The organism is Bacteroidales bacterium, from assembly GCA_016709865.1.
In the GTDB taxonomy this organism is placed as follows: Bacteria; Bacteroidota; Bacteroidia; order Bacteroidales; family VadinHA17; genus LD21.
The window spans coordinates 1,538,481-1,561,239 of record JADJLX010000005.1; the positions used below are offsets into that span (position 1 = coordinate 1,538,481).

The following is a 22,759-nucleotide window of genomic DNA, read 5'->3' on the forward strand; positions in this document are numbered from 1 at the left end:
GTAGCTACTGATGGATCACTGCTGCTCCATACTCGGTACCTCCACCCAGGACAACTCCATTAGCTGTATAAGTAGCTGTGCCTCCTATACATAATGGGCTTGTTCCTGTTACTGAGGTGATACTTGCATTGGGATTAACGATAACGCTCTGCTGTGCCGAGACTACGCCACCACAACCACCTGTAATTGTATAGATAATATCACAGGTTCCTGAGGCAACTCCGGTTACAATACCGCCTGCACTTACTGTGGCGATTGAAGTATTACTGCTGCTCCATGCGCCTGAACCACCTCCAAGAACAACACCATTAGCTGTATAGGTTGCTGTGCCGCCTATACATAATGGGCTTGATCCTGTTACTGAGGTGATACTTGCGTTTGGAGTGATGGTCACGCTCCGCAGTGCTGAGACCACGCCTCCACAACCACCTGTAATTGTATAGATAATATCACAGGTTCCTGCTGCAACTCCGGTTACAATACCGCCTGCACTTACTGTCGCTATTGCAACATTACTGCTGCTCCATGCTCCTGTACCGCCGCCTAGAACAACACCATTAGCTGTATAGGTTGCTGTACCGCCTATACATAATGGACTTGATCCTGTTACTGAAGTAATACTTGCATTGGGAGTAATGGTTACACTCTGCAGTGCTGAGACTACACCGCCACAACCGCCTGTAATTGTATAGATAATATTTGCTGCACCGGCACTTACTCCGGTGACCAAACCTGATGCATCAACTGTAGCTACTGCCGCATTGCTGCTGCTCCATGCTCCTGTACCGCCGCCTAGAACAACTCCATTAGCTGTATATGTTGCCGTGCCTGTGATACAAAGTGGACTGCTGCCTGTTACTGAAGTGATACTTGCATTGGGAGTGATGGTTACGCTCTGCTGTGCTGAGACTAAGCCGCCACAACCGCCTGTAATTGTATAGATAATATTTACCGTACCTGCACTAACCCCGGTAACCAAACCGGATGCATCAACTGTAGCTACTGCTGCGTTGCTGCTGCTCCATGCACCTGTGCCTCCGCCAAGGGTAACACCATTAGCTGTATATGTGGCTGTGCCTCCTATACATAATGGACTTGATCCTGTTACTGAGGTAATGCTTGCATTTGGATTGACAGTCACACTCTGAAGTGCTGAGACCACGCCGCCACAACCACCTGTAATTGTATAGATAATATCACAGGTTCCTGCTGCAACTCCGGTTACAATACCGCCTGCACTTACTGTCGCTATTGCAGCATTGCTGCTGCTCCATGCACCTGTACCTCCGCCAAGAACAACTCCTGTAGTTGTATATGTAGCTGTACCGCCTATACATAATGGACTTGTGCCTGTTACTGAAGTGATACTTGCATTTGGAGTGATGGTTACGCTCTGCTGTGCTGAGACTACGCCTCCACAGCCACCTGTGATTGTATAAATAATATTTGCTGTGCCGCCACTAACTCCGGTCACCAAACCGGATGCATCAACTGTAGCTACTGCTGCGTTGCTGCTGCTCCATGCGCCTGTACCGCCGCTAAGGACAACTCCTGTAGTTGTATATGTAGCTGTACCGCCTATACATAATGGACTTGTGCCTGTTACTGAGGTGATACTTGCATTTGGAGATATGGTTACACTCTGCTGTGCTGAGACTGTTCCTCCACAGCCGCCTGTGATTGTATAGATAATATTTGCTGTGCCTGCACTTACTCCGGTGACCAAACCAGAACCGTTAACAGTGGCTACTGCACCGTTGCTGCTGCTCCATGCACCTGTGCCGCCGCTAAGAACAACTCCTGTAGTTGTATATGTAGCTGTGCCGCCTATACATAATGGACTTGTGCCTGTTACTGAGGTAATGCTTGCATTTGGATTGACGGTCACACTCTGCTGTGCTGAGACTACGCCGCCACAGCCACCTGTAATTGTATAAATAATATTTGCTGTGCCTGCACTTACTCCGGTAACCAAGCCTGCAGCGTTAACTGTGACTACTGCCGTGTTGCTGCTGCTCCATGCACCTGTACCGCCGCCTAGAACAACTCCGTTAGCTGTATAAGGTACTATTCCTCCTATACATACAGGACTTGCTCCTGTAACTGAAGTAATGCTTGCATTTGGATTAATGGTCACGCTCTGCTGTGCTGAGACTACACCGCCACAACCACCTGTGATTGTATAGATAATATCGCAGGTTCCTGCACTTACCCCGGTGACCAGACCAGCTGCATCAACTGTTGCTATTGCAGCATTGCTGCTGCTCCATGCACCTGTACCGCCGCCTAGAACAACTCCATTAGCCGTATAGGTGGAGGTGCCTGTGATACAAAGTGGACTGCTGCCTGTTACTGAAGTGATACCTGCATTGGGATTGATCGTAACAATTTTGTTTGTTGTATTTATGCAACCACCAATTGTAACACTATAAGTTATAAGAGAGGTTCCGTCACTAATACCAGTAACCAGACCTGAAGCTGCACCAACTGTAGCTACCGACGGATCACTGCTGCTCCAGGTACCTCCTGGAGAAGTACTTACCCATGTGTCAGTAAAACCTATACATAATGAAGAGACCCCTGTAATTGTTTGAGCTGTGGGGGCAGTTATGGTAACTGTCGTAGTCACCTCACAACCTGTAGGCAAAGTATATGATATAAGTGAGGTTCCTGCAGATACTCCTGTAACAACACCACCTGCATCAATTGTAGCGACTGCAGGTGTTGCACTGCTCCAGGATCCTCCTGGTGTGATATCTGATAGTGTGGTAGTTGATCCAACACAAACAGTGAGGGTTCCTGTAATAGGTGCTGGCAATGGATTTACTGTGGCAATTACTGGTTGAATAGTATAACAACCTGAACCATCAGTACCTTTAATATAATATGTACCTGATACTGCAGTTGTAGGTGTTGGATAGGCAACAGTTGCAGATGCATCAGTCCAGTATGTATATGTTAGTCCCGCTGTGGAGCCAGCAGTTATTGCCGGTGCAGTTAAATCAACAGTTGAAGGGGAACATACCGGCGCCGGGTTGGTAATTGAAACCGTTGGTAACGCATTAACAGTTACATTGTATACTGTAGGAGCTGCTGCTGTACAGCCTGCGGCATCGCGATAGCTAACACTAATAGTCTGTGCTCCAGAGGAAGTCCATGTAACAGTTGCTGTACTTGAAGTATTAGTTCCTCCGGATGTAATGGAACCTCCTGTAATCGCCCAAACATAGTTAGACATACCACCATCAGTAGTATAGACATTACCTGTCGATTCATCACAGACAGGTGTAATCCCATTCAATGATGGAACAGGAAGTGGATTGATTGTCACCGTAACCTCTGTCCTTGACAAGCTAAAACATGTTCCGCCTCCATCTGCTTCAGCATAATATTTATTACCATTTGTCAATGCATCTCCTACCGCCAGAAGTGTCCCTCCTACCGGAGCATCATACCAGTTAACATTCACTCCCGGAGGTGTTGAAGCAGCCAGATTCCCTACCGTAGCTGAATTACAGAAACTCTGTGATGCAGGAGCTACTGGTGGATCAGGTAGTATAGTAAAATTAATATTTACATCATCAGATGAAATACATGTTCCGTTAGTAATCGTCCAGCGGAGAACATATCCTACACCATTCAAACCAATAAACTGACTCGACGGGCTGGAAGGTGTCAGAACTGTACCTCCTGCACCGCTTATTATGCTCCAGTTCCCGGTTCCGACAATTGCCGTACTTCCGTTAAGAGTAACTGTTGTTATACCACATTCTGTCTGATCTGTACCAGCATTTGCAGGTGTTGGAGTTGCGTATACTGATATTGGTGTTGGATCAACCACCCCGATCTTAGTTGCAATCAGGGTATTATATGAATAATCTGTTAGCTTATAAATACCCGGACCAGGTGTGGGGAGTGTATATGGAAGATCACCTGAGGTTATCGTAATAATTGGCTGAACAGCACCATTGATTGTATAGGTTAATTTATAATTAAAAGGAATTGGATCGGGAGAAGTAAAGGTAACAGGAATTCCCGCTGCACCGCATACCGGACCTGTTGGAGTAAACTGGGCTCTTGGCTTAAGATTTGTAACAGCAGCCAGAGTATAATCATCTGAACCATTAGATGTTAACAATCCAATTGTAGAAGCTGTTCCATTTAAATTATTACCCGCCGATGAGGTTGCAATCTCATTCCAATTTGCTGCCAGGAAATTTGCAACCCTGATAAATGACATACCTCCTGTTATCAGAGGTGTTACATCACTCGATGGTGTCCAGTTGATATTTATCTTGGACTGTTTACCGGCTGTTGAAGTAACTGTATAATACTCCATTGCGCTGACTCCCTCAAGCGGAGATAAGAAATCATCAGATGTGGTATTTGGATTTTGATACTGAGCTGTCCAAAGATCCGGACCTGTCTGGGTCTCAGAAATGGTGAGCTTGTTTCCCAGAATATTTCCAATTCCTACTTTGTAAATTCCTATTGGATAAAGGAAATTATCAAACTGACTGATTTTCTTAACAAGTGGTCCGTCAATGAAGGATGTTATGCTACCTCCGGCAGGGACAACACAATTATTGGAAGAATTAGTGATTGTCAGACTTCTGCCCGACCCGGTATTAATCAATCCGTTGGTTAGCATAAGGTTACCCTTGACCTCAATAGCTCCCGCATCGTTTATTCTCAGACCTGCAGCATTATTAATCTCAAAATTGTTAAACGCGCTGGCTCCTATGAAGTTACCCATCTTTGTTCCACCAATAGTCTGGGCAGCCGACCCACTGAAAGAAACAATAGCTCCCGGTCCCGTTCCTGAATTGAATGTACCGGAGAGGTGCTTCATTCCACCGTTTATCGAAAGTTTTTTGTTATAAACGCTATTATCAACTATTGGACCATTAACCGTTAGTGTGTCACATATCACAAGATCTTTATTCGGAAGAACACGTGTACCTGTTCCTGAGAATAACAGATTTGGAATATTATCATAAAGGTCAGCGATAATAGTATAAGTACCTGAACCTCCATACTCTACTGTAGCATTCCCGGCGCAACTGAGGAACGAAGTGTAAACTCCGGCAGGGAATGTACCTTTCTGCAGCTCGAGTGTTCCATTACCACTTACGGTTCCCAGATTGTGGCCAAAATATGGCTCGGCAACAATTAATTTATTGTTAATCGTTGTCCGGTATGCCGACAAATTATGATCATTCAGAGTTACAACATGGTTAACATTAACAATAAATCCGTTAGGACCACCGACTGGACAAGGATATGGATCTCCTGCTGTCTGATTCCAGATAGCATTATTTGTCCAGTTACCATTTGCATTCGATGTATATGTTGGAATATTTGTGAAGAAAGCTGTATTGATTCCAGCAGTATATTCCCCACTAAGGTTATTTGAACCTAAATAAGTTGTGGTGATTTGATTAGTAGCAGGATTAACTCCCGGCGCTACTGACCAGTTAGTTCCCGGGACAATAGTATGTGCTGCTAGATAATTTGCCTCATCACCAACAACATCACTCTGCAGATAATTCAGAACAAGATTTCCATTGAATCCGGTAATTCCTGAACTTTGAACCTCCCAGTAGTAGTCGAGTGCATTTGCCGGATCTTTTACTGCCGGATGCATGTCGCTGATATTGTTAATCCTGACGTATCCAACAGTATTACTCTTGTCAAGAGTCAGTAATGCAGGGGTATACTTACCGGATGTTCCTATTGGATAAAGGAAAGTAACAGTTGCCGGAACAATTACAGGATTAAAGAACTTCCTCAAACCCACATTACTGAATACTCCGTCCGATGTGATCATTTTAGTCGCACCCAGAGTACCAGGTACAGCTATAATGTCGCTGTTCGTGCCTAACGAAACCAGATTCTTCTTGATATCAAGTATACCAAGCGTCATGGTGAGGTCTTCCTGAATCGTAATATTATTCTCAATTGTAGCACCTGCCGCATTATTAAGTTCAAGTCGTGCGTATGCTCCAAAACCTGATATTTTCTGCTGAACAGTTCCATTAAGAATAATTCCGCTGTTTACTGCATCATTGTCGGTATAACTTCCTTCATTTGAAACATCTCCTTTGACAAATATAGAATGTGCTCCTCCAATCAAAGTTCCTGTACTGATTGTAAGATTATTAGCTATTGTTGTAGGATTGCTCAGAGCAAGGGAAGTACCCGGACTAACAACAAGGTTATTAAAGTTAACTGCTCCTGTAATTGCCTGAATTCCAAGATATGAGGAAGCATTAGGTGAACTGAATGTTGTTGTATTAGTCCCATAAACATATCCTCCGACACCAGGAGCATTGTTTATTAGATTTCCATTGAATGTTACATCTATGTTATTCGCGTTAAGTATCCGGTTTGCACTGATTGTCATATCGCCGTTAAGAACAAGCGGACTTGACAATAGTCTGACAACACCTGGCTGTCCTGCAGCTCCTGCAATTGTCAGATGGTTCAGAGGAACATTAGCATCGAGGAAATAGTTCTGAGGCGCAGCTAAAGCTCCCTGGGAGAAAATGATTGTACCACCGGTAACCAAACTTGTTTCCGGTCTCAGATATACGTCACCGAACGGAGATGAAGGAGTTATAGCAGCATCAGCTCCACGGACAATTGTTATTGTTCCCCCGCTCATTGTAAAATCACTTCCGGGGTTAACCACCTCAAATTTTGCGTTGGTAGTCGGATAGACTAAACCTCTACCGTTTATTGTCACGGAACCCCCGCTCTGCGAATATTTTAATATACCTCCGGCATTTGATGTATTTCGTCTTATCTGGCCATTGACTACAAGATTACCACCCTGAATATCTATTGCAGATGATCCGCCCACAGAATACTCAATATCATTATTGTTATTCGGTGCTGCTATCTGACCTACATAAACATTTCCGGCAACAAGTGTAAGTTTTCCATTCAGTAAGAGGTCACCATTATTGTTGGCGGCATTTCCGATAAGAATATTTCTATTGGTTGCATTATTCGGATAATTGACCAATAGTCCGGCAGTGGAAGGAATTGCAAATGGCGTAACAGTTGAGATTGTAAAATCACTTCCCGGATTATTCCTTTGATATCTTACTGTTCCATTGAGAAGGGTAAGCCAGTTATCAACAGGAGTTGTAAGCACACCACCTATATCAATTGTGAGAGTTGTTGCCTGAGATGAACCCTTATCTACTGTAACAACATTGAATATTGTTCCTGGTCCTGCAGCTCCCGGAATTCCCGGAGTATGAGTTATAGAGGCATTATTTGGACCAAAGAATGTTACTGGAACGACACTTGCACCATTTGAGAAATTAACCCAGCTGGTAGTTTGTGTTGCTCCATTACCCATTACGTTATTGGTATTGTTGATCAGACTTCCTCCAATTCTAAGACTCTGATTATTTGCTCCGCCCCAGCCGGTCCAGGCTGTTATAGCTCCCCATGGGGCTACTTTAACATCGCCGTTGACAACAATATCCTGCCTGAGGGCACCATTCCCAATCCATATTAAGGCACCGCCCTGAATATCCATGTTCCCTCTTACCGTTATTGTTTTTGCAATCGGAACTGTAGGTGCAGTTGGATATGGTGTCAGATTCACCCAGTTTGGACAATACCATGAGTCTGCATTCTGACCTCTTGTAACGAGGTTACCATAAACAGTAAGATCGGTGTTACCAAATATAATATTTGAACCTCCTAATGGAGATAGAATCAGATTTCCATAGGACGCAATATTATTTGGTAGCCAGTAGGTAGTACCTGCTGCAGGGTTTGTCGAATATAGTTCTGTAGTACCTAAGTTAACATTGAAATCAGAAAAGTCTCCTGTTGGAAATGCATAAGTACTTCCCGATGTCCATGATGTAGTTACTCTGAAGTTACCGTTGCCGCTGGTATGATTAATCACCATACTAAAATTACAGGCTGGGTTATAACCCACATCAAGAGCTGATCCTTTCTCAATTTTTAAACTTGCACAGCTTCTTACATCAGTATTGGCAACAGTATTGTTGGTTGCCAGATAAACTGAGTCTCTGGCACCGATAATAACAATGTCATTTGCACCGGGAATAGTACCTGCTGCTACATCTGTGTGTGAGATTTTTGACCAGGTATTTACATCGCTCCAGAGACCGCTTCCTGCCAGGGCTCCGTTGATTCTACTGTAGTAAATCTGAGGTGTGCCAAATGGAGTTGTTGGATTATTGTCGCCTGCTGTATAATCACCATCGAGGAAAGCAACATTTTCGAGGAAAGTACCAGATCCAGGTTCTCCAATAATATTATTTGTTACATCATCAACGTCATCTACTGTACCATTTGTCCAGGTACTTGTCGGAACATCAAATCGTGCAGCTACATACTCAGTCTCAGATACATCACCTCCAAACACAACATTGCTCTGATCATAGTAATATCCATGAGTTACAGAACCTCCGGTTAAATTAAAACCTGTCGATTTTGTACGCCAGAAATAGGTAAGGCTTCTGCCTGGCACAGTTAAATTAGGATGTGCAAAGTTAACAGGGATGACTGTTATTGAGCCATATGCTGAAGGAGTTCCATTAATCTTGATAGTTGCAGGAGTGTAATTACCAACGCCTATCGGGAAACTAAACGGGACAGTTGATGTGTATACTTTTGTCAAACCTCCGTCACCTGTGTTTCCTGAAGATTTAATATAACTTGATGTACTACCTCCGGTAATTGAAGCAGACGAATTAAGTCTAAGATTATAAGTGTTAATATTAAATTGTTTTGCAGAAACAAATGTTAGCGCACCGTTCAATGTCATGTTAGCCAGCAAAGAAACAGGAGCAGTTGCTGCATTGGTGTTATTCAGATCGATATTGTTAAAGATTCCTGCTCCGTCAATAGTCTGAAGGGCAGTTCCATTTAGTACAATTTTTCCTGTTCCAATATGAATACCGGAGTTGAATACATTTCCGGCAATGCTTACCGTATTGCCTTTATCATCCATAGTTCCGGCAACCAGCCTGAAATCGCTTGCCACATTGATTGCAGTCTGTGTTCCTGCAAATCTCAGAGAGTCTCCAGCAACTTTATTGATCGTTAGTTTATTAAGTGCGAGAGGTGCTGCCAGATTTACAGTAAATAGCTGATTACCTGCTCCGTTAAATATTGTTGCATTGGTTCCCGGAGTATAAGTTGTTCCGGAAGCAATTGAATAATTCCCTCCTATAGTTACATCCAGGTTTGTTGCATTAAAATCACCTGATGTCAAGGTAAGGTCCTTCTGAACAGTAAGCGGATTTGTACTTAATCGTACAACCTTGGCGCCACTTGCCCTGTTGATTATAAGATTATATAAAGGTCCGTTTGAATAGATATTATAATCGGCATCAGCATCCACGGTACCTGTTGTTGGAAGGATTCTGATAGTTCCTCCGGTAACATTCATATTACCAACCGGACATGAAATATTAAGTGCAAGAGGTGTTGCGGTGGTATTCGATACATCATATACAGAAAGTGTTCCTCCTGACATAGAGAATCCGTTTGCAGCATTACTTCCGATATTGAAAGAACCTGTACCTGCAGCCTGATCAATTGCATTTGCTGCCCTGGCTGTATTCATTACAGCATTGGCAAGACTTACAGCAGTGGGATAATTGATAGTATTTGTGAAACGCCCGCGGATATTAACATTACCACCTGTCTGGACATAAGATACAAGTCCTGCTCCGGCACCTTCAGGATTATGGAACTGTTTTGTATCGACTTTTCCTCCATTAATAATGTACTGACCGGCAGCAAAACTATAATACAGCAAACCGGATGATTCGCGTGTTGACAAATAACCGCTGTTTACCTGAAGCTTGCCAAGGTTAACTATACCGGTATATCCTCCGGTAGTCTCAATACCATTTATAGTATTATCTCCACCAGATAGCCCATAGGCTGCATCAACTTCACTAGCATCATCAGCAGTCGAGAGAACTATAACACCGGCGCCATCAAGGACCAAGGCTCCATTTAATGGGATAAAGAAATCACTTGAATAACCTGCAACAATTGTATTTCCTTCTGAAAGTGAAGGAATTGCAACCAATCCCTGAAGAACCAGTGTTCCATTCTTAATCCAGAGAGATTTTTTAAGGTTCGGATTTGCAGCAGGTGCAGCAGGCAAAGTAGTGCTTCCCTCAGAAGTATTCGCACCAAACAACCTGAAATTGGAATATGCTGTTGAATTGACAGTCAGTTTGAATGTCTGATCGGTTCCCTTATCAACTATAAGGTTATAAAAGTCAGTAATTCCATTACATGAAAGAGTATTATCACTCAATCCCTGGAAATATACTGTTGCAAATCCGTCAGAAGCCAGTTCATCATAAACCGGATAAGCAAGATTCGTAAACCTTACACTTCCGTTGTTTGTAAAATTGCCGTAGATCTGAATCCTGTGAGACTGATCATCATAGTATTTAAGGAATGCTCCATTATTTCCTGTTATACCTATTGGTGAAACAGCACCGTTTGTACCACCTGTTCCAACTGTAATGAAACCTCCATTATCGACAGTAACATTACCATTTATTAGGATCTGAAGTCTTCGTGAAATTGCATCATTAATCTGGAATGTGCCCTGTTTAACATTCAGATCACCATTAAGTGTTAAATTATTTGTAAGGGTAACTATACCTGAACTTCTTATATTCAAATGGTAGTAGATTGACTGTGCACCAGACATTAACCCGATGTTGGTGTACTCTGTTGTACCTCCGTCTGTTGAAACAAACGTGTTTGTCAGCACCGGAACAGTTGGAAAGTCAGGTGAATTCAGCTTCAGAACTCCATCCCCTTTCAATGCAGTCAGAGGCTGCAAAAATCTGAATGCTGCCTGATCAAGTATACCACCATTATTTATCGTAATGTCAAGTCCCTGTGTGCCAACATGCCCTGACAGAGTAACTGTTCTGCCTGATAAAATAACTACTTTATCATTCTGTCCGGGAACCATAGTGCCAGGACCTGTTGTTCCTCCCGGATCGAATGTCCAGGTAGTTGCTGCATTCCATAAACCTGTCTGATAAGAATAGAAGGTGCTAGGTGAACCTACAGTCCATTGTCCTGTAATTGTGGCACTCCCTGTTGATGTAGCAGGATTTGCACCTGGTGCAGAGGGACCGGTTGCAACAGACCAGGAACCTGATGTATTGGTATAAGGTTGGAATAGTAAGGCATCACCTACCACTTCTCCTGCATTGTACCCGAATGAAAGTATTCCGGCAGGAAGAGTTGTAATATTTGCGGCTGTCAGATCCCAGTATTTATTTATACTGTTTGAAGTAATATTCAGGTTGGATGCAACAGCTCCCACTGAAATAGTTCTTACAACTGCACCTCCAACAGCAGGTAATCCGGATATAACCAAAGGATTATAGAATCCGCCACTACCAACCGGATAGGTAAGGTTATATGTATTATTATTTAAGCCGGATGTACGTATGAATCTCCCTATACCATCGGTTTCAATCATTGTAGTAACACTGAATGGACCACCAGCAACTGCAGTAGTATTGGAAAGCGTCAGATCAAAGGCGCCCAGCTGTAAAACACCTGATGTCAGTGTAAGAATACCGCCAGATGTGATGCTTCCCTGCAACGATTTCTTGCCACCACCGGAAACAGTAAGGTTACGATAATTCGGACTTCCAAATACCGTCTGATCGCCGGCACGGTTATAGTTTATTGTACTGGCAACGGCTGCTGTGGTAAGTGTTCCAGCAAAATTATTTGTTGCTCCGCCAAGATTCAGGTTATGTGTCCGGCTGTTTAAACTCATATCAACTATTCCGGTACCGGATAAGTTTCCAGAAACACTTATTATTCGTGCAGCTCCTCCATCAAATCGCAGAGTTGCATCCGTAACATCAAGATTACCATTAAAAGTAATATCTCCGGCACCAAGGGTTTTAATTCCTGATCCTCCGATATTTACATCCTGATAATTTACACTAACAAAAACCTGTTGATCGCCGGCACGGGTATAGTTCACTGTACTACCAGATCCTGCTGTAGTGTTGAATGCTCCTATGGCATTATTGGTACCATTAAGTGTAAGAACATGAGCTAATCCGGCACCACTCATATTAATTGCTCCGGCACCGCTCAGGTTTCCGGTCACAGTAACGTTTCTTGCAACTGTATTTCCAAAATCAAGTGTTCCTAAGGTTAATGTAAGAAGGTTATTAACGGTTATGTCTCCCTGTATTGTCCTTATTTGTGAGCTTGTCTCTGTAACTAAATTATTATATGTTCCTGCAAAAATCTGCTGGGCAACAGCTCCGCTATAATAAACATAACCTGAGCCACATGTAAAGTTTGATATAGCATTATTTGCACCGTTAAGTCTGAGAGTGTGCACAAAACTGCCTCCGGTCATGTCTATAGCTCCGGTACCACTAAGGTTTCCTGCGACAGTAGCATTCCTTAAGACTGCGTTGTCAAAATAGAGAATAGAACCAGTTATAGTAAGGTCACCATTTACAATAAGATTACCTGCCTGAAGTGTCTTATTTCCGCTTCCTGAAAGAGTAAGATTATTATATGTAGTTCCCCTTAATACCTGAGCCACTCCATTATAATTAACTGTTCCGGTACCTGGTGTGAAAACACCGGTTGAAGTATTATTGCCTCCTATGTTTAAAGTTCCTGTTGTAAATGTCAGTGCTCCTGCACCAGTCATGTTACCTGCTACATTCAGCGTATTAGTTGTAACATCAAAACTGCCGCCGGCAAGAGTAAGGTCCTTACTCAATGTGATAGCCCCCTGAGCAGTTTTACCCCCTGCATTACTGATTGTAATGCTTGCATAATCTGCCCTTGTGTCAACTTTTTGACCCGCTGCGCCACTAAAGTTTATTAAGGAGTTGGCTCCCAGATTAACAGTTGGGGCATTGGTGGTTGATATCGATGAATTTCCATCTATATTAAAACCGTCGAGATCTGTTGTAATAAGTGTACCATTTACACTTATAACATTTCCTGCTGCGTTTGATAATATCTGGCCAGTGGTAGTATTTAATGTTCCGTCGATTGAAAGATCAGTTCCGGTACCATCGTAGACAGTGAAATTATTCGCATTCATAGTTAAAGTACCACCCGTTGCAATGGTCATCTGATCAGCATTATATGTTGCTGCATTCAATGTAATGTTATGCCCGCTTCTTATTGTTATTCCTTTGTTATTAGAATAATTTGGAGTTACAGAAGTGGCAGTTCCTAACCCTACTCCAGGATCAACAGGAGTATTTGTTACCTCCCAGACTGCCAAACCACCATTCCAGTTACCATTTGCTTTTGACCAGTAATATACATCCGGCGCTGAGAATGAAGTAAAATCATTATTATCCAGTTTACCTGAAGTTTCATTCAGAGCAGAAGTTGTTAAAGTGGAGTTGGCTAATGGAACCGTATTACTAGCAATATCAGCTGTCCATGTTGATAACCCTTTATCATAGCGCTGCAGTTTGAAATTTATCTCATCTGCACCAACTACATCTGCTGTCGGATAAGTAAATACTGTTGAATATGTATAAGTAGTTAGAGACGGAGCACTAAAACTCCAGTATCTGGTTATATAGTTATCTGTTTCCAGATTATTTGGCTGCTTGGCATCTGTTACTCTGATCCCCAAAGTAGCTGCTGTGGCATTATTTGCAAACGTAATCGCAGCAGGACTATACTCAACCGTACCAGCATTATCACCAACAGGGAAAGTAAACACTGGTAGTGGTGCGCCAACTGCAAAACTTCTCTTCAGATAGCCGGTACCGCTTGTTACAAACATATTATTGGCATTAAAAGCTCCTGCAAGAGTCGCAACCTGCAGATCAGAGTTCTTAATTTCAATGATACCATTTGTAAGACTGGTTGTCCCGGTCACATTAAGTTCCTGGTTTCCTAATGTCATAATCAGACCAGCACCTCTGTTCATGTTTAAAGTTGCGATTGTAGTAGGTGAAGAAGTGAAGAGACCATCAGGAATGGTAAAAGCAGATGCATTTGGATCAAATCGCAAGGAACTTAATGCTCCCGGAGTAAATGTGCCCGAAGTGCGAACAAAAGGTATGGCAGCATTTGTAACGAATGCCTGACCATTTAAGTCAAATTCTCCCTTTGTAAGGGTAAGAGAATTACTCATTGTTAATCCCTGGTTATTCCAGGTAAGCTTATTGTCCCTGTTTATTGTTAAGTCTGAAATAACTACAGGGCTTGCAATGAATGTCCCATCAGGAATCACGAAGGCAGCACCTCCGGTATTACCGGCAGTTCCAAATACGAAGGATGTTGTATTTCCTCTTGTAATAGTCCCGGATGTTTTGATAATAGGGGTATTGCCATTCTGGAAGGTTATAGTATTAACACCAACATTAAATGTTCCTCCATTCATATTGAGTGTCAATGAACCATTAATCGTTAAACCCTGGTTATTCCATGTTAATCCCTGATTTAAAACACTTTTATTAATTCCCAGATCTGCTAAAGCAGTAGGATTATTTGTAAAATAGTTTGCTGGTATTGTAACAGTATTGCCCAGCATCGCAGCCGGTGTTCCAAAATTTATGGTTGAACCTGAGGCCGTTGTCAACGTACCATTTGTTCTGGCAAGAGGGGCATTGGATGTAATGAAATTAATCTTATTAGCCTGCATGTCGAACACTCCGTTTGTAAGCGTAAGTGAACCTTGCAATGTAATATCAGGTTTTGCCAGTGATACATTTGTTAAATTATTAACAGTAATATTATTTATATTGCCATCAGCCGTTCCCGGGACTTCATTTCCAGATATCACCGGTGCTAATGATGTATTATAGTTGATATTATAATTTACATTGGTTAAATTCCAGGCTGGAGTAAGTATCAGAGAACCATTTGTTCTTGTGGTTGTAATGGTTGCAGCTGCTCCGGCTCCAAAAGTAAAAGTACTTGCATTGGAGGTTCCAAGGGATCCACTTGTCAGATTCAATGTTCCAAGGTTTGAGGCAATTGCCAGATTACTTTTCAGATCAACTGAAGGAGTAGAACCAGAGGTGTTATTTATGCCAAGAGCTAATATCCTTCCTGCGGTTCCATCAGTAAAAGTACCTGTGCCTGAAATTGTTTGCTGAGCAGTGCCGCTGAATTCAAGATAAGAATTTGCTGATGAGCTATTGAATGTTCCATTATTTGTTAAATTCCCATTCAGATAAAGAGTTCTTCCGTTTAATCTAAGTTCGCTTGCTGCGCTATTGTTTATTGTTATATCACCTCCTACATAGAACGGACCATCATATAAAAGAACATGACGATTGGTCCCGGTAGCTGTATTAATAATAATATTTCCCAAATTATAAGTGCCTGCATTATTGGTTCTTATGTCAAACCCATCAGCAGATCCACCTGAACTGGTACTTACACCATCACCAAACTGAATTGTACTTCCTGTAAAATTAGGTGCGACCAGACTCCATAACAATAAAGTTGTCTGTCCATTACCAGTTGCTGCATATGCAATCGGGTCAACTATTGTCATTTTCCCGCCGGTAAAATTTATTGTCCCCCTTAAGTCAACAAGGTAAGCAGCAGCAGTAAAATTGTCACCTCCAACATCACTTCTTTGGCAATCAATTATAAGATTTCCATCGCTAATATTAATTGTACCTGATCCCTGGTTATTAATGCCACCATAAAGTTTTATTGTTGCATTAGGTCCATCTAATTGTAGTACTGAGGTAGCAGCAGTTAGAACCAATTGATCATTACCGCTTCCATATTCGAAAGTTCCTGCACTAACTTGTAATATACCTGAAACAGTAGGCACTCCTGATGAGGTAGCTACTCCCGCACCTACACTCGATATATTTGCTCCGGCATTATTTATCCAAAGTCTACCGGTTGAGGTACTTATAGTTTGTGAACCATAGTAAGGTGTAATTGCTGAAGCACTTGAAAGTTTAAAAGTACCGTTGGTCAGGTTCAGATAATTGGCTGCTGATGATGGAGGAGACATTGTAATAAGCCTCTGTACATCAATGATATTAACTGAAGAAGCACCCTTATTTACAGTAATGGCATTAAAGTTACATGTTGCTCCAGTACCCGTTATTGTATTATCTGTTGCCCCGGTAAAAGTTACATTACATACCTGGCCTGCAGCCTTGTACATATTAAAATCACCGTCCACTACTAAATTACCAGCAATTGACAATAAGTGTGTGGCATTAAATGCTCCAATGTTGATTGCACTACCTGCATCAACCTGGACATTACCGGTAACATTAATAGTTTTGTTTGCAACTGCATTTCCCAGAGTTAATACTGAGTTATTTGTAACCAAAACATTTCCGCTTATATTGGTAGTACTGCTTCCTCCTCCAAAAACAGTAGGAGTGCCGCTTATAACAAAATTTCCAACTATATCGATACCAACTGAAGGTGCAACCGTTACATTGTTTGTTGTAACATTGAGATCATTCCCAATAGTTATAATACCTCCATTTATTGTTTTTGTTCCGGAACCTGCCAGATCAATATTGTAAAAACTTGTTGGACCAGAAATAGTTTGTGCTGCTCCGTTAAAAATTATCTTATCATTAGATATATGACTTGCAGTAGCATTTCCTGACCAATTGCCAACGATTGTGTGTGTAAATCCACCGCCATCAAAGGTAGATCCGGCATTTAGTATCACATTTCCCTGAATATCAAGGGCATATCCGGCAGTTGTAGTATTTGAACTTGTAGCGAGGGTTATGTTATTTAACTGGACAGATGTTGGAGTTCCGCTAATCACATGATTAGGATCGCCGGCACTTGTAAATACCACATTACAAGCCTGCGCTGCTGAATTGAACATATCAAATGTCCCATTAACAACAAGGTTTTTATATAAATTCAAAGTATGTATTGAAGCAAAAGCTCCAACATTTACATCCCCGCCGAGTAGAACATTCAGATTATTTCTTACTGTTATTGTTCTGGCTACTGCAATATTTCCAATTGTAAGAACTCCAGATACACCATTTCCTATAGTTAAATCATAAACATCAATATTCTGGTTAACAGTTACAGTATGACCATTTTGGATTATGAAAGTACATAATCCGCTTGTGAGATCACCAGCTAAAGGATCTGTGCCTCCACCTGCCGGATTTGAATCCCAGTTGGTTAAAGTGCTGAATAAGCCCGTACCCTGTGAATAAAAGATAGTACTTGTAGCCCACATTACCAAAGTTCCCGGATCGCCATTATCCTGATCGAATGCTTCACCGGCCAGTGCACCGGAAGCACCTGAAAGTGTAATAACTCCAGCTCCTGATGTTTTTCTAATATTATAGGTAGGTCCTGCATTGAAGGTAAGAAGGGAAGAAGCAATCGGATTTGCAAAACCATCGAGATTTACATACTCATTAAATCCTGTGCCGTTTGAAAAAGAACCATTATTCAGTGCAGTAATTGCACCATTACTTATTGTAATATTTCCATAATCAAGAGCAAAATAGTTACCTGTAAAAGTACCGGTTGCAGCACTCTGAACTATTGAATATGACCCGGCACCGTTTCTGGTAATCGTAGCCGGTGTGCCGGCTCCTCCGGCAAATGAGAATGTTCCTGCATTGTTAATGCTCTTACCATTTGATACAAGTAAAACAGCACTATTGTTGACAGTAAAGGTTGCCCCATTTACAATATTAATGTTTCCTCCTGTAGTTAAGGTCCTGGTATTCAGACTAAATATCCCACTTGTAACAGTAATATCTCCATCAATTGTGAATGCGGAACCAAGATTTGCGCTAAATGCCCCCATTGCAACTTCAAAGTTACTGATTGTGCCTGCGCCGCTTATTGTCTGATTCGACACTCCACTTATTGCCCTTATTTTTCCGGTACCTGTATGTGTGCCGTTTACAGTAATATTCCTTATTACATTAATATTATTCCCATTATCAGCTAATGTATTGTTTGTCCCAATATTCAGATCTCTGTTAACATTAACAATTCCTGCGGCTGTTTTAGTCACAGCAGCAGAAGCTGTAAGGTATAAATCGCCATAAGATGGAATATTTGAAATAGTCTGAGGCAGGTTTGAATTATAAAATACGATACTTGAAACATCAAGAGTAATATTTGGAGTAACAAAACCTGTTGGAAACATTGTTGAGCTGGCAGCATTGCCTAAATACAATCTTGTACCCGCACCAAGTGTCAAGGTCCCGGTTGCATTACCTGTAATCTGAAATCCGTTATCAAGAAGATAGGCAGTACCCGAAACATCCAAGTTTCCATTAACTGCTACTGGTGCACCAAGAGTCTTGTTGTTGGTGCCTGACAAACTGAGATTATGATACGTAGTTCCGATTATTGACTGGTTCCCAACCCTTGTGTAATTAACAGTATTCAGATTTGCTGTTGCATTTAAAGTAGTTATAGCTGCCCCATTACCAATTGTAAGAATGGAACTTGCCGCCTGAGTCAATCCACCGGTACCTGATAAAGCATTAGTAACAGTCAGATTATTGTTGTTTGTTAGTGTAACACCAGTAACTGTTACATTAGCTATAGATAATGTGCCTGTAAGATCTTGTGAATTAGTATTAAATGTCTGAACTGCATTTCCTGAATTAAAAACACCATTATTGGTTATGCCTCCCTGGAATGTCACAGCTGTACTTGCAGTATTGTCCCATGTACCATTTAATCCAATGGTTACCAACCCAGTAAATGTTTTTGAGCCAGTTAATGAGTTCAACACTATGCTACCTGAAGTTGCACCGTTACCAATGGAGGTTGTTCCATTAACTGCCAGAGCAGTTGTAAATACATCTAAAGTGAAAGCACCCTGAGTTGCAGTCAGATTTCCGGTAACAGTTGTTGTTCCTGTACCTGCGAATGTTGCACCGAAAGCATCATCAAGTTCAAGATTACCGAAAGTATTTGTTGTTCCGGAAATTGCATGAACACCAGCTCCTCCGTTTAAATATAATTTACCGGCACCTGAATGAGTTCCGTTATTTGTAACATTTCCGTTTACGGTAATTGTATTGCCGCCATCAGCAAAAGTCCCAAGCAGAATATCAAGATTGCCGTTAACTTCAATATTGGCAGTTCCGGTTACTGTCCCGGCAGATCTTACAATCAGATTATTGTAGATCAGCTGAGAAGCCGACATATTGCCATTATTGTTATACTCTGTGGTACCTCCGCCTGCTAAAACAAAATTATTAACAGTAGCTGAAGGAAAATTTGGTGAGTTTAGTTTTAATGTACCACCGCCATTTAATTCAGTAAGAGTATTATTGAATTTAAATGTCGACTGGTCAATTGTACCGCCACTGTTAATCGTAATCTTATTACCAGTTGTTGTAACATCTGAAGTAAGTGATACGGTACGTCCGGTAAGGATAACAACTTCAGTACCATTCACAGGAATAGAAGTACCGGGACCCGTTAATCCTGAAGGATCTGTAGTCCAGGTTGTTGTCTGATCCCAATTACCGGTCTGGAAAGAGTATAGAACTGGTGGAATATATGGATTGACTGTAACAACTGCCAGACAATTTGAACTGTTCAGTGCGGCATCAGTAACCGTAAGTGTTACATTATTAGGTCCGATGTTTGCAACAGTAAAAGCAGTTGGTGCAGCTCCAAGTGTTGGAACTCCGCAATTATCCGATGATCCGTTATCAATATCAGCTGCAACAATTGAAGCATTTCCAAATGCATCTAATGTAACAGTTATGTCTTTGCATAATGCTGTTGGATTAATTATATCCTGTATTGCGACTGCATATGCAGGAGTGGTAGTTGCACAAAGAAGTGCTGTTGTCTCAGTTACTGTGACTGTTCCTGGTCCTGCAGGACCCCAATCTACAGTAATGCTACTACCTGTTGTTGAACCATTTATAGCTCCCCCGGTGATAGACCAACTATATGTGTTTGGAGGATTATTTGCAGTGGAATATACGACACCTGTAGCATTTGGACAAACACTAACAGGACCGCCAATCGAAGGTGATGGAGACGGATTCGCAGTTATTGTCTGCGATCCGGTCATATTATTTGTACATGATGTTGTTGCGTTTGTAGCTACAATCGTATATACTCCGGCTGTTTTATTAGGCCACGTTAACAGTAAACCTGATCCTGCGACTGGTGCATCTTCATCTACTCCACCTTTCTTAAGCTGATAATTTACTCCCGATTCAGAACTACTAAGTGTAATATCAACACCCGTACCACCTGAACAATAGGTGGTAGATGATGCACCTACGATGTAAACAGCTGGCAATGGATCGATGGTAATTACCTGAGATCCAGTCATATTACTTGTACAGAAGGTTGTTGTATTGGTTGCAACAACTGTATAGGTTCCTGCTGGTTTATTATTCCATGATAATAGAGCACCTGTTCCGGCAACTGGTCCTCCATCATCTGATCCGCCGACTTTGAGCTGATAATTCACTCCTACCTCTGAACCACTGAGCGTAATATTTACACCTGCTCCGCCTGAGCAATATGAAGAAGCAGAAGCGCCGACCGCAAAAGCAGTTGGCAAAGGATTCTCAGTAATAACCTGAGAACCGGTCATATTATTAATACATAAAGTTGCATTATTTGTCGCAACGACTGTATATGTGCCGTTTGTCATGGGTGTCCAGGTCAACAGGGAACCTGTTCCTGCCTGAGGAGCTCCTTCATCAAGACCGTTTTTCTTCAGCTGGTAACTGAATCCTATATCAGAATCAGACAGAGTTATATCTACTCCGGGTGCGCCGGCACAATAGGATGTTGCTGAAGCACCAACATTATAAGCAGTTGGCAATACAACACAATCCTGAATTGTATATGTATGAACAGTTATGGTTCCAAGATTAATACCTACAGGAGGATTGCTAAGGGTAACAGTGAAGGTTTCATCACCCTCAGGTATAACATCATTTAAAACACTTATCTCAATATGTGCAAATGAGTTTCCCGGCTGAAAAGCCACTGTATCTGCAAAAGCAGTATAATCACCCGGAGCAACTGCAGATCCATTAGCTGTTGCAAAATCAACAATCAGTAAGTTCAGAGGAATATAATTCAATCTTACCGGCAAAATGGCGGGACTTAAACTTTCTGATCCGGCTGATGCAGCTGCAAGAAAGTTAACAGTCGGTCTTACTGCAGCAATAGAAACAAAATCACCGTCGTTTATATCAATTCCTAATATTTCATATTGCCCTCCACCTAAAGATAACATTTCATAAACTTTTGCGCCGGTGCTGAAATTGCCATCTGCATCAACCATCAGTGCATATTTTGTATAACCCACAGGAACCGCAGGAAAAGATGAAGTATTAACAGTAAACTTAACTGTTCCAACACCATTACCCAATCCACCATCGGTTTCATCTAAACGCCATTCTCTGGCCAGTCTTGAAATATTTAGTCCGGCATCAGGTGCTTCTGTGGTTGTCCAGGCAGCAATAGATCCATTGTCGTGCCCAAACAAAAGGTAGTCCCCGTTATCTAGTGCGCTTGGAGTATTAACTCTAAGAATATCGTCAGACATTGCATCATTGTGAGTATTAGATGCATCTACCTGACCAATTCCTGCCACTGCAAATTTATGAGTGGCATCGTAACTATACTTGTCGTTTGATATAGTAAGCCCGTATTTTGCAGCCAGGTAACTGTTTATAATATTTATTTGCGCATTGTTAATCCTGTAATTGTAAAATATTACTTCGGTCATATAACCCTGTAGTCCGCCATCAGTTGCTGTAGCATGCCTTCCTATTCTGGGATTTGGAGGAGTAAGATTACCATCTCCATCTGCGACAGAATTTTCCATGGTGCCATTAAGATAGAACCTGTAGTCCACACCTCTGTTACGCATATAATCGACGAGTTGAAACGAAGCAGTATTAACATTTGTGGTACTTAACAATCCACCTAATCCACCTCCACCGTTATCTCTTTTCTGAAAGAAATACTTGTTTGTCCCAGCGAATTTCAGACTAGTCAGCTCATTAGTTGCAGTAGTTCGGTCAATAACATAATCACCAGCACCATCATTGGTTCCCCCAGCTGTGTAACCTGTGGCCTGAAACACCGTTACAACTGAAAAACCACCAGTTCCGGGAATGCCTAGTGCCGGAGCATCAATAAAATCATCGCTGAAAAGTATAGCTGGAAGGCCGTTAATGATATTAGTTTTAAACTGTGGCTTAAGAGGGACATTTGTCTGAACTGCATGATTGTTATTTCCTGAAAAATCATTCCATTGCTCAACAAACTGATTATTAGTAGCGAGATTAACTCCGTTATCTCTGTAAACACCAGCATCAGATTTCAGCCACAATCTGTTTGTAGTGCTGTTTCCCACACCACCCGGACCAGACTGCGAAAAAGCAGAAGGCATGAAGAGGCATAAAAGTACAGTAATCAGAAGTGAAATTAATTTCGCACGTCTCATATAGTCAGGTTCAAAATATTTCTTAAATAATCTCATAGATCAGGTTATCAAATAGTTATATATCCGGAGTATATAGTATTCCCATATGAACTTCGGATATTCATCTCACTTTTTCGCAATAGCGAATATATACATTTTTTAAACACCTGTAACACTTTATTTTATAAGTGTTTTAAACACTTTAACAAGACTTATAAAGAACAATTAAGGTTGCTTCGGGTAACTTATTAAGAATATCGTACTTAACATGCCACAGAATGAGGATAT

The 22,759-nt window shown here is 41.7% G+C and carries 1 protein-coding gene; it reads right to left on the minus strand.

Going from position 1 to position 22,759, the window contains the following annotated elements; translation table 11 throughout:
- Window positions 1-4: 4 nt before the first annotated feature.
- Window positions 5-22,528, minus strand: a complete 22,524-nt coding sequence (locus IPJ16_14885) for an Ig-like domain-containing protein (protein ID MBK7628460.1) — start codon at window positions 22,526-22,528, stop codon at window positions 5-7.
- Window positions 22,529-22,759 lie beyond the last annotated feature (231 nt).